Annotated in this window: 16 protein-coding genes and 1 pseudogene; 9 read left to right on the forward strand and 8 right to left on the reverse strand. The window is 42.0% G+C overall.

The features are described 5' to 3' along the window. Positions 1-553: 553 nt before the first annotated feature. The 3 genes and pseudogenes from WN50_RS15975 to WN50_RS15985 form a co-directional block, all read right to left on the reverse strand. Positions 554-1,960, reverse strand: coding sequence for a (Fe-S)-binding protein (locus WN50_RS15975; RefSeq protein ID WP_046282226.1), 1,407 nt, complete (start codon positions 1,958-1,960; stop codon positions 554-556). Between the two features lie 24 nt (positions 1,961-1,984). Continuing rightward, positions 1,985-2,167 (reverse strand): annotated as a pseudogene (locus WN50_RS37140) (glycolate oxidase); the annotation flags it as partial. A gap of 67 nt (positions 2,168-2,234) precedes the next feature. Then, on the reverse strand, positions 2,235-3,569 hold the full coding sequence (locus WN50_RS15985; protein WP_046282225.1) for an FAD-binding oxidoreductase: 1,335 nt from the start codon (positions 3,567-3,569) through the stop codon (positions 2,235-2,237). Positions 3,570-3,754: 185 nt separating this feature from the next. Between WN50_RS15985 and WN50_RS15990 the strand changes: the two genes are divergently transcribed. Further along, entirely contained in the window at positions 3,755-4,534 is a 780-nt protein-coding gene (locus WN50_RS15990; RefSeq protein WP_046282229.1) for a DUF4079 domain-containing protein, read from the forward strand. 57 nt (positions 4,535-4,591) lie between these two features. Here WN50_RS15990 and WN50_RS15995 read toward each other — a convergent pair whose 3' ends face one another. Continuing rightward, the gene (locus WN50_RS15995; protein ID WP_235440985.1) at positions 4,592-5,296 is read right to left on the reverse strand and encodes a mechanosensitive ion channel family protein; all 705 of its coding nucleotides are present in this window, start codon (positions 5,294-5,296) and stop codon (positions 4,592-4,594) included. A 1,280-nt stretch (positions 5,297-6,576) separates the two neighbouring features. Further along, positions 6,577-6,939 carry a DUF4864 domain-containing protein gene (locus WN50_RS16005; RefSeq protein WP_046282224.1) on the reverse strand — a complete coding sequence of 121 codons (363 nt, stop codon included), beginning with the start codon at positions 6,937-6,939 and terminating at the stop codon, positions 6,577-6,579. A gap of 175 nt (positions 6,940-7,114) precedes the next feature. Here WN50_RS16005 and WN50_RS16010 point away from each other — a divergent pair, with 175 nt between their 5' ends. The 7 genes from WN50_RS16010 (at position 7,115) to WN50_RS16040 (ending at position 11,676) form a co-directional block, all read left to right on the forward strand. Beyond that, complete coding sequence (locus tag WN50_RS16010; RefSeq protein WP_046282223.1) at positions 7,115-7,759, forward strand: histidine phosphatase family protein; 645 nt, start codon at positions 7,115-7,117, stop codon at positions 7,757-7,759. A 596-nt stretch (positions 7,760-8,355) separates the two neighbouring features. Continuing rightward, the gene (locus WN50_RS16015) at positions 8,356-8,658 is read left to right on the forward strand and encodes an RNA recognition motif domain-containing protein (protein WP_046282222.1); all 303 of its coding nucleotides are present in this window, start codon (positions 8,356-8,358) and stop codon (positions 8,656-8,658) included. A 120-nt stretch (positions 8,659-8,778) separates the two neighbouring features. Then, on the forward strand, positions 8,779-8,979 hold the full coding sequence (rpsU, locus tag WN50_RS16020) for a 30S ribosomal protein S21 (protein ID WP_046282221.1): 201 nt from the start codon (positions 8,779-8,781) through the stop codon (positions 8,977-8,979). A 301-nt stretch (positions 8,980-9,280) separates the two neighbouring features. Beyond that, complete coding sequence (locus WN50_RS16025) at positions 9,281-9,904, forward strand: ParA family protein (RefSeq protein WP_046282220.1); 624 nt, start codon at positions 9,281-9,283, stop codon at positions 9,902-9,904. A 47-nt stretch (positions 9,905-9,951) separates the two neighbouring features. Further along, positions 9,952-10,248 carry a putative quinol monooxygenase gene (locus WN50_RS16030; RefSeq protein WP_046282219.1) on the forward strand — a complete coding sequence of 99 codons (297 nt, stop codon included), beginning with the start codon at positions 9,952-9,954 and terminating at the stop codon, positions 10,246-10,248. Between the two features lie 13 nt (positions 10,249-10,261). Next, positions 10,262-11,200: a succinylglutamate desuccinylase/aspartoacylase family protein gene (locus WN50_RS16035; RefSeq protein ID WP_046282218.1), complete on the forward strand. Its 939-nt coding sequence runs from the start codon at positions 10,262-10,264 to the stop codon at positions 11,198-11,200. 182 nt (positions 11,201-11,382) lie between these two features. Continuing rightward, positions 11,383-11,676 carry a (2Fe-2S) ferredoxin domain-containing protein gene (locus WN50_RS16040; RefSeq protein ID WP_046282217.1) on the forward strand — a complete coding sequence of 98 codons (294 nt, stop codon included), beginning with the start codon at positions 11,383-11,385 and terminating at the stop codon, positions 11,674-11,676. A gap of 64 nt (positions 11,677-11,740) precedes the next feature. Here WN50_RS16040 and ygfZ read toward each other — a convergent pair whose 3' ends face one another. Both ygfZ and WN50_RS16050 read right to left on the reverse strand, forming a co-directional pair. Beyond that, on the reverse strand, positions 11,741-12,790 hold the full coding sequence (ygfZ, locus tag WN50_RS16045) for a CAF17-like 4Fe-4S cluster assembly/insertion protein YgfZ (RefSeq protein ID WP_046282227.1): 1,050 nt from the start codon (positions 12,788-12,790) through the stop codon (positions 11,741-11,743). A 40-nt stretch (positions 12,791-12,830) separates the two neighbouring features. Then, on the reverse strand, positions 12,831-13,229 hold the full coding sequence (locus WN50_RS16050; RefSeq protein WP_046282216.1) for a hypothetical protein: 399 nt from the start codon (positions 13,227-13,229) through the stop codon (positions 12,831-12,833). A gap of 743 nt (positions 13,230-13,972) precedes the next feature. Between WN50_RS16050 and WN50_RS16055 the strand changes: the two genes are divergently transcribed. Next, a complete protein-coding gene (locus WN50_RS16055) occupies positions 13,973-14,806 on the forward strand; it encodes a phosphoadenylyl-sulfate reductase (protein ID WP_046282215.1) in 834 nt (277 codons plus the stop codon). An 86-nt stretch (positions 14,807-14,892) separates the two neighbouring features. Here the strand turns inward: WN50_RS16055 and fghA are convergent, their stop codons facing one another. Then, on the reverse strand, positions 14,893-15,741 hold the full coding sequence (gene fghA, locus WN50_RS16060) for an S-formylglutathione hydrolase (RefSeq protein WP_046282214.1): 849 nt from the start codon (positions 15,739-15,741) through the stop codon (positions 14,893-14,895). Between the last annotated feature and the right edge of the window lie 277 nt (positions 15,742-16,018).

Raw genomic sequence — 16,018 nt, forward strand, 5'->3', positions numbered from 1 at the left:
TCCTAAAGCTATAGCATTGACATACTCCCCATTTCTAAAGAAAGGGGATTCTCCAAGCCTCACGGCTTTGGATTACTGATTCATTGACAACCCTTACAGCAAGCTAGTTTCCTAACCTACTCCAGAGGGGTGAGTCTCCCCAGTCGTTCATCCCATTTCAGAGATAGTTTCGGTATGCCCTACCGTACTTGAGAAAAAAATGCTTGATTCTCTGTACTTGGTGCTTTAAGGTTTTATATGGCCAAAGCATTCCTGGCAAGAACCCCGTACCTTAAGTTTTCAAGGTTCATTGCATCGATTAGATGCTGGGTTTTTCAACTGGTTGAATACCCTATACCCTGCCAGTAGAGTTATTCTAGCATTAGAAAGAGCCTTATATCCCCATACCTGAAGGTAGGGGCGTGTGCGGCAATTTTTGGTAAGTTCTGGTATCTTGACAAGGATCAAGCCTAATTTTACCACAAAGATACAAAGAACACAAAGAAGTTGTAAACACGTTCCCTGCTGATTGCTATATTGTAGAGAGACGTTTCAGGGAACGTCTCTAATGAAATTAACCGTTAAGCTTTTCGCCGCGAATTGAATAATCTAACAATTCCATCGGATGCTTTAACGCAATAGATTCCCCTTTTAATTTTAAATGTTTGAGAATTTGTAGCGAACATCCAGGGTTTGCAGACGCGATCAGTTGCGCCCCGGTATTCAACAAATTCTCTGCTTTTTGTTGTCCGAGTTCATCGGCGACTTCGGGTTGCAACATATTATAAACGCCTGCACTCCCACAACACAACGCCGCATCAATGGGTTCTCGTAACTTCACACCGGGAATTTGTTGTAACAGTTGACGGGGTTGTTGGCTAATTTTTTGTCCGTGTAACAGATGACAAGCATCTTGATAAACAAGGGTTAATTCTCCATCGGTTAACGGAGATAATGGTGTAGTTAAACCCACTTCTGCGAGAAATTCCTGCACATCTTTGACTTTTGCTGCAAAGGCTTTTGCTGTTTCCGCATATTCGGGATCATCTTTCAACATATGACCATATTCTTTTAAGGTATGACCACAACCTGCGGCATTAATAATAATAGCATCAACGCCTGTTTCTGCAAAGCTATCAATCATTTGTTTCGCGAGGGTGTGGGCTTGGTTTGTTTGTCCTTGATGTTCCGGTAACGCCGCACAACAGCCTTGACTTTTTGGGATAATTACTTCGCAACCATTAGCGGTTAAAACTCGCACGGTGGCTTCATTAACACTGGAGAAAAATAACCGTTGTACACAACCTAATATCATACCCACTCGATAGCGTTTTTCACCTTTTGCGGGGATAACCGTTGGTAAATTGTCCTGAAAAGATTTAACGGTAATTTCAGGTAAAATCGATTCCATCGCCCCTAAACGGGGGAGAAGTTTAGGAAGTAAACCTGTTGAACGAACTAACTTTTGAATACCGAGTTGTTGATAAATAAACAGGGGAACTAAAAACAGACGCAAACGCTTCGGATAGGGAAACAGATTAAAAATCAGCAACCGTAATATAGAATCGCCTAAATTTCGGGGAACATTTCGTTCTACTTGGGGGCGGGTTGCTGCTATGAGTTTATCATATTGAACGCCTGACGGACAAGTAGAAACACAAGCCAAACATCCCAAACAACTATCAAAATGTTGGGCGGTTGTTGTGTTTAAGGAGGCTTCTGAATTGTTGATCGCATCCATCAGATAAATTCGCCCTCGGGGAGAATCCATTTCTTTCCCAATAACGCGATAACTCGGACAAGTTGCCAAACAAAATCCGCAGTGAACACAGGTATTGATTAAATTAGGATCGGGTGGATTTTTAGCATCAAAACCAGGGAATTCTTCGGGGGAGTTTAGATGAGGATTTTGGGCTAGGAAGTTACTTTCTTTTGCCGGAATGCGTGTGATTTGTTCTAAAGGTTGTTCAGAGGTTTGCATGGTGAATTAAAAGGGGTTTGTTANACAAGTTGCCAAACAAAATCCGCAGTGAACACAGGTATTGATTAAATTAGGATCGGGTGGATTTTTAGCATCAAAACCAGGGAATTCTTCGGGGGAGTTTAGATGAGGATTTTGGGCTAGGAAGTTACTTTCTTTTGCCGGAATGCGTGTGATTTGTTCTAAAGGTTGTTCAGAGGTTTGCATGGTGAATTAAAAGGGGTTTGTTACTCAAACAAGTTTCAATCAATGGGAAGTAAAACCTAAGACTGTTTTAAATATCTCCAACAAAGCGATGAGGACTGAATAGATTTTGTGGATCAAATTGCTGTTTTATTCGACGCATTAAATCTAGGGCGTTTCCGTTATATCCCCAAACCTCTAACTGTTGTTTTACTTCAGGAGGTGCGTCTAAAATAGAAAGAAAACCTCCTTTATTATTACACCAATTTCGCAGTTTTAACAGGTGTTCAGGATTAATGGTTTCCCAGCGTAACACCCCTAAACCGACTCCTGCATGAATGAAACCCAAAGCTTGACATTCGTTGAGTGTTGCAACAGCTTCTGTCGGGGTAACTCCGATTTTACAGATGATTTTGGGGCTTTCATCCGGTTGCCAAATCAGTTGTTTTAATTGTTGCCATAAGCGATCATCATCTTGAGTATAACGCTCACCTTTCAAGCCCAACGTTTCACCCACTTCTAATAAACGACTGGCTTGTTGTTCGACACTTTCGGGTAAACTTTGAAAACGAACGATTAACCCCATTTCGCTGCTTTGGTTGAGTTTTTCCATCAGTTGAGGCGAGAGTAAATCAACAGCAACTGGGGTTAAAGCAGAGGATAATAGCGTTTGTGTTGCTGTGGCAATAGCTGTACTGTTTCCGGCTAAAAGGACTGTTTGTGAAGCGGGAGAAACCGGATAAACTCGTAAGGTAATTTGAGAAATAATTCCTAGTGTTCCGTAAGATCCAGTTAATAACTTCATCAAATCATATCCGGCAACATTTTTAACCACTCGTCCGCCTGCTTTAGCAATTTTACCATCAGAACGGACAAAAGAAACTCCTAAGAGTTGATCGCGAACTCCTCGATAGCGTTGTCGCAGTGAACCTGTATCCCCAGTTGCAATGATTCCGCCGATAGTAGCGTTTTCAGAATAAGCTGGATCGAGGGCTAAAAATTGCCCTGTTTCTGCTAATATTTGTTGGAGTTGAGTAAAAGACATTCCCGCTTCAATGGTAACGGTTAAATCACCAACAGCGTGTTCAATCAGTTGATTTAAACGTTGGGTACTGACGACTAAATTAACATTTTTGACTAACCCTCCCCAACGCAATTTACTCCGATTTCCACAGGGGAGAATACCGAGTTGATGCTGTTTGGCGTAAGCAATAACGGCGGCGAGTTCAGCTTGATTGTTCGGATAAATGATAGAATTGACTGGAGTTTCGGCAGTAATACTTTGGAAAATGCGGTTTTGATCAATCGGATCAATATCACGACAGGCATAAATTCCAGACTCGCCGACAATGGCTTCTAATTCGCGATGATGATTGGGACTCAAGGGTGAGGTTGGGTTGTGATTAGGAGTTGAAATTAGGTTCATTTAAAGCGGTAATCCATCACACTAAGCGAAAATTGAGATATTCTTATTTTAGAACGACTGCGATCGCATCGAAACAAAATTTAGTTAATCTCAGTTTAACTTGTCCAATTTCTCAGCAAAAAATAATTTTATCGGGTCTCATTTTATTTAAACTATTGAGTAAACATCATCTTGGGGAGATCTCAATGAACACAATAGATATTATGGCATTATTGCATCCAGCGCTTGCTGTGGGCATTGTTTTTCCGATAATTGGGATGGTCGTGAGTCGGGCTTGGCAAACTCGTCAACGACGCATCGAAACCCAAGAAAACAAGCAAAAAAGTAAAATTCCACCGACGGTTGGGCGTGAACATTTAGAAGTGGGGCGTTGGTTAACCAGTAGTGTTGTCGGAGTGACGTTAATTGCGATCGCCTATTCTATTTATTTTAAGGGGGTTTTTAAGGAATTAACACCGGAAAAAACCCCTCAAGCGATTTTGATTATCTTGATTTTTGCTGTAACAATTGCCTCTTTAGTTTTTCTCTACAAAGCCAAACCCAGTCAACCTTTATGGCGAGGAGTTTTTGCGACTTTAACCGGAATAGGATTAGTGATTTTAGGTTCCCAAGATGGTGTGTTTAGACGGGGTTATGAATGGTATGTTTCTCACTACTATTTTGGCATGATTGCGGCGTTGTTGATGGTGATTTCTCTGGCTATTGTACCCGAAATTTATAAAAACAAAAAATGGCGGATTGCACACACAGCGTTAAATTGTATCGCATTGTTGTTGTTTTTTGGTCAAGGAATTACCGGGGCGCGAGATTTGTTAGAAATTCCTCTGAGTTGGCAGCAACAGCATCTCTATCAGTGTGATTGGAATAATAAAACCTGTCCTTCTCAACAGTCACAAATTTTAGAAGTATTTCCAACTCAACCCATCAATTTGAGTCAAGAAGAAAGAGATATTCGTCCTCAGTAATTTTGCCGGGGCGCACTCGGTTTGCGCCCTGTCGTTTTCTTCTTAATTTTGTTAAAATTATGGTTTCTGAGAGTCTAAATTTTGGGTTGGAGAATCGAGGTTACTACTCCCATTATTTTGCGATTGAGAGAGTCTGATCAGCAAGTCTTTTAATTCAGAAGATAACTCTATAGGAAGAGTACCACGAACGTGTAAATCTCGTTGAGGAAAAGGAATCTCAATATTTCTTTGTCGAAATATCGCCTCAATTTGATAATATAAATTACTGCGAATAATTAAATTGCGACTGGGTTGAGAAATCCAAACTCGCAGTTCAAAATCCAGTGAACTATCCCCAAAGCCTTTAAATAAAACTTGAGGAGAAGGCATCGCTAAAATATCAGGATTCACTTTGGCGACATCTAATAAAGACTGCTTAACCGCATCAATATTAGAACCATAAGCAACACCGACAGGAAGACGCACGCCGGAAACAGGATGATCATAATCCCAGTTAATCAATTCTCTTTCTAAAAAACGAGAATTGGGGACAATAATTGAAACCATATCGAGGGTTTTTAGCACGGTACTACGAGCGCCTACCCGTTCAACAATCCCTTGATATTCACCAATTTCAATGAAATCTCCGACTTGAATGGGGCGCTCAAATAATAGTACAATTCCACTCCCGAAATTCTTAGCAATATCTTGAAAACCAAACCCAATCCCTACACCTAATGCACTAGCAAGAATAGTCAGAGAACTGAGATCAAGCCCCCACACTTGCAAGAGAACAATTCCACCAATAAAAATTAAACAATACCGAACAATAACAGCAATAACTTCTTGAGCGCCTCGATTAATTCCAGTTACGTTCAAAATCCGCGATTGTAATAAATCAGTAAAAACTTTTGCAGAAACAATCAAAACCCAAAGTAAGCTAACCAAAAATAAAATATCTGGAATCGAATAAGATNCCCCCACACTTGCAAGAGAACAATTCCACCAATAAAAATTAAACAATACCGAACAATAACAGCAATAACTTCTTGAGCGCCTCGATTAATTCCAGTTACGTTCAAAATCCGCGATTGTAATAAATCAGTAAAAACTTTTGCAGAAACAATCAAAACCCAAAGTAAGCTAACCAAAAATAAAATATCTGGAATCGAATAAGATTTCTTATCCAGGGTTAGAATTCCCGCAGTAAAGGTTGAAATCAGAGCGCCCGTAATTTGATAGCTTAATCGTCTTGTGAAGGGAAATTGATTGGCAATATAGAGAATTGTAGCCGCCCAAATTCCGACTCTAACACTCGCAAGAGTCAGAGAGAGAAACAAATCAAGACTGCGTTGATGCCTGGGGGTTTCATCTCCCTCACTGGGCTTTTCCGGGATAAATCTTAACAAGAATATTCGCAAAGTAGATTGCCAAAATCTTCCTAAAACCCAGTGACAGAAGAGCGCAAAAACTAAAATAAATAGGGAGCGAATAAAAGCGACTTGCAAAAATTTAAGGCTGCGTTCTTTCTGAGCTTGAGCTAAAGAATTTTGAAGCTCTATTCTCCAAATTTCTGCTTGTTCTTGCTGAGTATTTCCGGCTTGAGAATCCCGTCCTGTTACCGTCAGCAAATAGCGATTATTAAGCCAAATTGTGGGGGATTCATTGCTGGGTCTAATCTCTATATTAATAGGCTCTTGTGGAGAAGTTGCATTTTGTAATTTTGAATTAATGATCTCGGCTCGTTCTTGAGCGGTAAAATCTTCTGAATAGCTCACCTTAAATAATCGTCTGCCGTCTAGGGTGACAGGTGCCGTATTCTGCTTAAATCCTTCAATCGTCTTTTCCTGAGCGGAAACGGGATGAAAAAACAGGAAGCTACTTAAAGCTAAAATTATTCCGATCAACACCCCGACTTTAAAATCCCGGAAATGAGCAGGTAGACGCAGAAAATTTTGCTTAAATATTTTCAAGTTCATGTCAAAAATTTTCATCATGTTTCTGGTTTTAGTTCAGGGATTTCATCAAATAATGTTCTGCTTTTTTAAAATCGGATCATCAATCTACATGAGTTTGTTCTCCACCGAAACCAGATAACATCCATCAATCCGCCAACTTCCTTTTTCATCGAGTTTCATTAGATAAATGGCTTTCACTGGTTTTCCATTTGGGGAAAGAAAAAGCACAGGTTGAGTGGGAACACCTTGAACAACAACAGCATCTTCAAAAATCACGGAACGAGGACGGTAAACAGCAGGATATCCTATTTTCACCATCTGTATAAACTGTTCGGGGGTGCCAAATTTAGCCTGAATTTCGGGACTAGCAAAACTAAAAACAGAAACAGCATCATCTCGTTGAAAAGCTTGGATTTGGCGTTCAATCACAGAACGGATCTCGGTGCGATCGCGATCAGTAATTTGCATAACTTACGTGTTAATTGATACAGGAACAAGAAAGAAACAAAAGAGGGGATGACCGAGTAGACAAAAGATTTCCCTCCTATCAAATTATAGAGAGAACCCCGCAAATATTACCCGAGCATTTTGAGCAAAAACCGTTTATCTTAAATGAGGGGAACTCTAATCATACTGCTCACCTATGACTCAAACTGTTTGGATAGCCAGACACGGAAACCGCATTGATTTCGTGAACCCCGCCTGGTTCAACACCTCCGCTCGACGCTATGATCCCCATTTGTCAGACGATGGTTTTGTTCAAGCCCAGCAATTGGCGAACCGCTTAGTCGGAGAAGGAATCACTCATATTTTCTCCTCTCCCTTCCTCCGAACTGTACAAACCGCCAATGTTATTGCGGAAACTCTTGATCTACCCTTAAAACTCAATTGGGGTTTGGGTGAATGGTTAAATCCTGAATGGATGTCCACCTATCCAGAAACCCTAACCTCCCAAATCTTAGCACAGCAATTTCCGAGAATTGACCTCTCTTACCCCATCGGTGAAGCTCGTTATCCAGAAACCTGGGAAGATTGTCTAGATCGTACTGCAAAAACGGCTCAAAATCTCGTTGCAGCGTTTCCAGATGAAGATTTATTATTCGTTGGACATGGGGCGTCTGTTGTCGGTACGGCGATGGGTTTAGTTCCTACTTTAGCAGAAACAGACATTCATGCTTCCCTGTGTTGTTTAGTGAAATTAGTTCGGGATGACAATCAATGGAAAGTTGAACTCAATGGCGATATTTCCCATCTCAATAATACAGAAACAGTGATTCGATTTAATTAGGAATTGTTTGATGGGTTAACCTAGCGTAACCCATCATTATTTTAACAGGAATTGACATTTTTAGAGGAGTCAGGAGTCAGGAGTCAGGAGTCAGGAGGAAATAAAGAAGAAGAAAGAGGAGGAGAAGCAGAAAGTTTTTTATCACTAATTATCCGGACATGACCTAACCCCAAAAAAACTATAGCAATCGCAAATGATTTGTAAACAATCGAAGCGCTGAATAAAAACTCAAAAACGATTTACCCTCTTGCAAGAGCGCNGAGGAGAAGCAGAAAGTTTTTTATCACTAATTATCCGGACATGACCTAACCCCAAAAAAACTATAGCAATCGCAAATGATTTGTAAACAATCGAAGCGCTGAATAAAAACTCAAAAACGATTTACCCTCTTGCAAGAGCGCCTCTTACCCCCTGTGTTGTAAATTTTCGGGGACTGTGATTAATGCCTGAACGAGCCGTGCTACAATTAGAGCTGAGAATTAGGTATTCGGTTGCAGTTGTTGCTTTCAGTGCTGACAGTTTGTCTGTTTTACATGGCATTGCTCACCTTCCGAAATCTCCGTCTCTACATTCATCCGATTTGGGAGGTCAATTGTATGTCTATTTATGTGGGTAATCTTTCCTACCAGGTAACGGAGGAAGAATTAAGATCTGTGTTTGCTGAATATGGCACTGTTAAGCAAATCAGCATCCCCTCTGATCGCGAAACAGGTCGTCCTCGGGGCTTTGCATTCGTAGAAATGGATGCCGAAGCTCAGGAGCAAGCCGCAATTGAGAAGCTCGATGGCGCCGAATGGATGGGACGTGACCTCAAGGTTAACAAAGCAAGACCTCGGGAAGATCGGGGTTCCTCCTTCAATAAAGGAAACAGAAGAGATCGTTTCTCTAGCCGCTATTAAGCTCTGAGATCAGGATCAAATTGGCTCAGTGAGCGACGGGGTTTACCCCGTCTCACTCCTATGAGGTGAAAGACGATCTGGTGAGCGAGATCGGCAGAAATTTATACGAGAGGAGATCGAATGGCTCAAGTTATCGTCGGTGAAAGCGAGCAGTTAGAATCAGCCCTACGTCGCTTCAAGCAAAAAGTCTCTAGGGCGGGTATTTTTGCAGACATGAAAAAGAACCGTCACTTTGAAACACTCGCCCAAAAACACAAGCGTAAAGAAATTGCCAGACATCGGGAACGCCGAAGGCTCCGCAACTCTCGCAAACGGTTTTAGAGTAATCTTTCTTTATGTGGAATGCTCACAATTCATTCATGGGGAAGGGTTATTGTCGAGGAAATCACGATAACTCTCCTCAAACTTATCACTCCCGAAGAATTCAGTAGTTGATTTCTTTGGGAGTTAGTTTTTGATTGAAAAAATAGATGGGGAAAAGCGAAACTCAACGAGAAGTCTTGAGTCAGATTGTCTTTCTCAATATATACTAAGTCTGTTCAGGGGTTGACCCACTTCTCCACTATTTTGAGAAGAACATAATCAAGGGTCTTCTATTCCCCCACCTTCTTACAGACAGACTATGCCAAAAATTCTAGTCATTACTAACGGTAAAGGTGGCGTGGGTAAAACGACAACCGCAGTCAACTTAGCCGCCATCCTCTCCAAACGCTTCTCAACGCTTCTCGTCGATGCTGATCCGCAAAATTCTGCGGGTTGGTGGGTACAACGCGGTGAAATGCCTTTTGATTTGTCTTGCGAAACCAGTCCCCAACTCTTACAACAACTCAAACAAGCCAAAAACTTTGATTTGGTTGTGATCGATACCCCACCTGCTTTACAATCAACTTCTCTACTCAGCGCGATCGCCATTGCCGATTTTCTGGTTCTCCCCAGTCAAGTTGCACCGATGGATTTAGTTGCTTTAATTGAAACCGTCAGACAGACTATCGCTCCTGCACAAGTACCTCATCGGGTTCTCCTGACAAAAGTTGATCCGCGTAGCTTGGGAGATGCTCTCGAAGCCCAAAAATCCCTGCAAGAAACCGGAATTCCCGTATTTAGGAATTTCATTCGTTCCTACAAAGCCCATGAACGTTGTCCGCTTGAAGGGGTAGCAATTACCGACGCCAAAAGCAAAAACGCCAGAGAAGCCGCTTCTGATTATCGCCGTGTCGCCTCTGAACTCTTAAGTCATTTAAAATAATTTCCAGAAAACATCCAAGCTCTTGATCTGCTTCCGTCTGACAAACCATGAAAACAACCTTGCGTGTCGTTGCTAAAATTATCGCTAATCGCGATCAAGTCGAACCCCTGAAAGCTGTTTTGTCCCAACTGGTAGAACCGACTCGCCAAGAACCTGGCTGCATCCAATACGAACTTCTACAAAATCGCGCCGATCCCACTGACTTTACTTTTGTCGAAATCTGGGAAACAGAAGCTGCTTTAGAAACTCATCTCGCCAGCGATCACATTCAAGCTGCGACTCAAAAACTTAAGGGTTTAATCGCCACTCCACCGGATATTCGACGTTACGATTTAGTTTTGTAATCAATTGGCAAGCATGATAGAGATTGGCGGCTTCTCCGTTCCCCCTGCACACAAACGACGCATTGAAATTCCGGTGGCTCGTCTACCTACACAAACCATGTTGTCGCTACCTGTGATTGTGATTAACGGTATTAGTGAGGGGCCGCGACTGTGGCTGAGTGCCGCAATTCATGGGGATGAACTCAATGGCGTGGAAATTATTCATCGGGTTCTCCAACAAATTTCACCCCGACAGTTGCGAGGAACCCTGATAGCTGTTCCGATTGTTAATGTGTTTGGTTTTATTGATCAATCTCGCTATCTTCCCGATCGTCGGGATCTCAATCGGGCTTTTCCGGGTTCTAAGCGGGGATCTCTCGGAGGACGTTTGGCGACGTTATTTATGGAAGAAATTGTCAACCGTTCTACTCATGGCATTGATTTACATACGGCTTCTGATCATCGTAATAATTTACCTCAAATTCGCGCTAATCTCGACGACCCAGAAACCTATGAATGTGCGAAAGCGTTTGGTGCGCCTGTGATTATTCACTCTCAAACCCGTGATGGTTCACTGCGACAAGCTGCTACTCAACAGGGCCTTCCCGTGCTACTCTACGAGGCAGGAGAAGCTTTGCGGTTTGATCCTCATGCCATTGGTATCGGTGTAGAAGGGGTATTACGAGTGATGACGGTTTTGGGTATGTACGAACCCAAGGTTCACACCAGACCGATCGCTTCAGTTGAAATCCGCAAAACTCGATGGATACGCGCCTCTACCAGTGGAATTTTACTCTTGAGTGTCAAACTTGGCGAAAGAGTCTATGAAAAACAGATCCTCGGTGTTATTTCTGATGCGTTTGGAGATGCGAGTATGCGAATCCGCGCACCTGCTGATGGGTTGGTGATTTGCGCTCAACAAAATCCTCTCGTTAATCAGGGTGATGCGATCATACATTTAGCTCTTTTTTAACAGAGATTAAATGCTAATTTTGAGCTATAGCAGAAGTCAGGAGACAGGAGACAGGAGACAGGAGACAGGAGATAGGAGTCCGGAGGAAATCAAGAAGAAGAAAGAGGAGGAGAAGGAGAAAGTTTTTTATCACTAATTATCCGGACATGATATGAAGTCATTTCAACCCCAATCATCTGTTTATGGTCAATTTATCCTCAAAAAAAGTTCTGGTTTGTCAAAATCGCACTTGTCTAAAACAAGGATCAGGTAAAGTATTAGCCGCATTTCAAGCAGAACCGATTCCTAATGTAGATATCGAAGCTACAGGTTGTTTGGGACAATGTGGTAATGGGCCGATGGTGATTATTTTACCCGAAGCAGTTTGGTATAATCGCGTTCAAGCTGATCACGTTTCAACCATTATCAAACATCATTTACACGGTGGAGAAGCCGTTAAAGCTTTGCTTGATGCAAAGTATGCTAAACACAATTAGTTTTCGCTCGTGGGGAAAAGAAAGCATCAATCCCTGAGATTATCGCCTCTTTTCCCTTTCTTTTTTACTCAGCCGGATGCTTTAAAAAAGGAACTTCTATCACTTCTGCCTCTACTTCTCCCACTTTCACTTTTAAGCCCTTTCCTCCCGCCTTTGTCCGAATATAACCTAAGCCGAAATATCCTCTTTCCGTTTCCATAAAACTGGTGAGTTTACCGACTTTTTTATCCTCTACTTTGATTTCTGTTCCAACTGCGACAGGTGCATTGAGTCGGATTCCCCAAAGTTGTTGTTTAACCCCTTTATAGGTGTTTAAACGAGCGATTGTTTCTTGACCAATATAGCAGCCTTTCTCAAAAGAAATTGTATTCCATAATCCCGCTTCTAACGGATTATAATCATCAGTTAGTTCAGCATCCGGTGTTGGTCTTCCTTGTTCGATACGAAGCTGTTCCCAAAGGCGATCACCCATTGCGATCGCCCCAGAATTGACTAATATTTTCCACAACAAAACTGCCTGTTCGACTGATACAATTAACGTATATCCTGGCGTCACCAAACCACTTCCAACTGCAACCCGCACAGGAATATTCTCGATTTCAATCTGTTGATGACTGGCGTAGGGTTGATCAACCAGTGGCGTTATTCCCAATTTTTTGAACAGTTGATCACTTTCAGGCCCCATTAAACTAAAGATAGCATTTTGATCGCTAATATCCTTTAACTCTACCTTATCCATTGGGAAAATATAACGATCTAACCAATCAATTAACATCTGACGTCGGGGAGGCGAAACTAACACTAAAACCGCATTTTCCGTCACATAAAGCGTGGTTAAATCTATGGTACGGGCGGTAGAACTAACAAATACGCTATCACATCCCTGGCCGGGTTTTAGAGATAGAATATTGTTGGTACTTTGGTTATGTAAAAATCGCAGTCGATCCTCATTGGAAATTTGGATCAGTCCCCAATGGGAGCGATCGCATAAAGCAACACCTGTTTGAGTCGCAGCGATCGCATCGGGATCATTACCAAAACTCAGGGGAACGCTTGTAGAATCTTCTAATGTAGCACCTTGAGCGGTTTGAATTTCACGTAAAGATTGAATCATCATTGTTTAAAGTGTTAAAGGTTGACGGAGTAACGGATTACTAAGATTGTCCCACTTCGTTGGATAGGTTATCAAAAAATTGGTCAATAATCATCCGGGCTTTTTCATCAATGCGAGTCCAGTCTACATCACCTGTGTGATCAATTAAACTGGTATCAATCTCAACTTCTTGGCTTTCTTGGGGAGCGTGGGTGAGTTGATAGTTTTTGAAACAAACTTGATAACATAATTCCCAGATATCTAAACTCACTTTTTGGTTATTACATTCAAGATCTAGTCGATAACCCGGATAGGGGGTTTCAGTATTGTGGTAGGTTCCTTTCCAGACTGATGGTTCTTCTAGCTTTTTGCGGATGTTGTCTAGGAGTCTGATCAAGATGGGTTGCATGAGTAATTCTGCCTGTTGCCAAGCGACTTGATCTTTAATTTTGGGTCTCATAGAAGGGATATTAAACTAATTTTCTTGTATTGTCTTAGTTTATCTTGTTCGTTTCCCCTCTATGAAATTTGTTTTCTGATGGTAGAGTATGGTCTATAATTCAAGTCTATCATTGGAAATGACAACATGATATAACAAATGATGACAATCTTTATCTCAACAGTCAGGCTGAAGTTAAAATTTAATTCTGTTCAGAATGAACTTGAATTTTGAACGGTTTTTTGTTTTAATCAAAGCAGAACCTCATCCTAAAACTATCAAGCTTTTAACGTCATAATTTTGAAAGAGATTGTGAAATCTATCAAAAGCCTGAACCGTAAGATGTATAGTGATTCGTTGAACTTGAGAACGACAGAAAAAATACTAATGAGTCTATGATGTGCCTCACTCTAACACAGTTCACCTCAATTCTCGCAAGTCAGCGTCCGTTAACTTAACAAAGGTTGAGCAACTGCCCAGAATTCTAATCTCAAGGGATATTCGGTTTATTTCCCCCGATCAAGTGTTGAAAACGCTCTTGAAAAAGACCGTAATATTTGCTGTAAAATAAGAAAGTATATCTCTATGCTTGTACAACGATCTGAAATTGTTTAGGCTTGATCGAAAAAGTTGCAATTCTCCGAAGTTGCAATGCCGTGATCTGAACGGACTGAGATCCTAAACTGGCAAATTCAGTATGGAGGATGATCCAGAAGTCGATAAAATTTCAGATAATATCTAGAGCAAAGCGCACCAGGAGAACAATGCCACACCTGAATTTAGTTGATACCCATCTTAACGGACGACAGCCCCATTCACTCCCCTCGACCACAAAGGGAGAAGGAATGGGGATATCCCAGACCCCAGAAATCAATCTGGATCTAGTTAACCAACAACTTGAGGAAAGCGAAGCAACTCAGATCGTACAGTGGGGGGCTAACACCTTTGGGGAAAGTTTGGTGATGAGTACCAGCTTTGGAATTCAGTCTGCGGTGATGCTGCACCTGGTTACACAAGTGATACCGGACATTCCGATTATTTGGATCGATACAGGATATTTACCTGCGGAAACCTATATCTTTGCTGAACAGTTAACCGAACGCTTAAACCTCAATCTGAAAATCTACCAGTCTCCTATCAGTCCGGCTCGTATGGAAGCCTTGCATGGTCGGTTATGGGAAAAAGAAGACGTTGAGTCTTTCAACCGTTATGATTATATCCGCAAAGTCGAACCGATGCAACGGGCTTTGGAAGAACTAAATGCAACCGCTTGGTTAGCGGGACTGCGATCGCATCAAACCGAACACCGCAAAACCCTACGTCGGGTTGAAAAGCAGTCAGGTCGATACAAAATTTATCCAATTTTATCTTGGAGTTCTAAGCAAGTCTACAAATACCTTAGTACCTACGATTTACCCTATCATCCCTACTTTGATCTCGGTTATACCACCGTTGGAGACTGGCATTCTAGCCGTCCTCTACACGCAACCGATACCAACGAACGAGATACCCGGTTCCGAGGTTTAAAACAAGAATGTGGGTTGCATTTACCCAAAACAGAACAAGAAGCTAAGAGTTTGGACTCCAGTTCATTGTAGCAAGCCTTTACAGTTACCAGTAGCGTCGGGGCGGGTTCTACAAAATCTATGTCTTCCCACAAATAACTAACATCAACCCGCCCTTACTATTCGCCTAAAACCATCGCATGATGACGAATATGATCTTCAATAAACGTCGAAACAAAATAGTAACTATGATCATATCCCTGTTGCATCCGCAGGGTTAATACTTGTCCGACTTCTACACAAGACTGTTCAAAAACTTCGGGTAACAACTGTCCTTGGACGAGGTAAGGATCAGCCGTTCCCACATCAATTAATATTGGGCGGTTAAAGTCGCCTCGCAACACTAATTGACTCGCATCATAGTTGCGCCATTTTTCGCGATCGCATCCGAGATATTGGCTAAAAACTTTTTCCCCCCAAGGCGATCGCATCGGTGCGGCGATCGGTGCAAAAGCCGAAACCGAGAGATATTTTTGCGGGTTTTTCAACGCACAAACCAGCGCCCCATGACCCCCCATTGAATGACCAAAAATGCTTTGTTTGTTGGGGATAATCGGAAAATTTTCACGAATCAGTTGAGGAAGTTCTTCAACAACATAGCTATACATCTGATAATGGGTGTTCCAGGGTTCCTCTGTCGCATCAATATAAAACCCCGCTCCCGTTCCGATATCCCAGTCGTCATCTTCTCCTGGAGTTCCCGTTTCACGCGGACTGGTATCGGGTACAACCAACATTAAACCATACTTTGCAGCTAACCGTTGAGCGCCCGCTTTGGCCATAAAGTTTTCTTCCGTACAGGTTAAACCGGAGAGAAAATAAAGCGCCGGAACGGGGTTTAATTGCGCTTGGGGGGGTTGATAAACTGAAAACCGCATGGTGCTATTACAAGTCAAAGAGTGATGGCTGTAATACCCAACAACACCCCCAAAACAAGCACTTTCACGAATTAAATCTGGGGCAGACATAAGATCAAATCTGAAAGATGGATAGTCTCAAAACTGTGCGATCGCAAGCTTAATCGATTTTATTACAGTTTCGCGTCCTTGACATACTCCCCGCATTAAAATGACGGGGATTCTGAACTCAAACAACAGTTGCAGCGAATACCTGTCTTACACCGTCTAATTCAAGAGTCGATGCCCCAACTCTCTTGATATTTAAAGAGGCATTTTCATCACGTCCGTTAACACTTGAACAGGACGGACAACGCCATTCTCTAATATTTAATTCCAGTTTTTTCAG

Source organism: Limnoraphis robusta CS-951 (assembly GCF_000972705.2).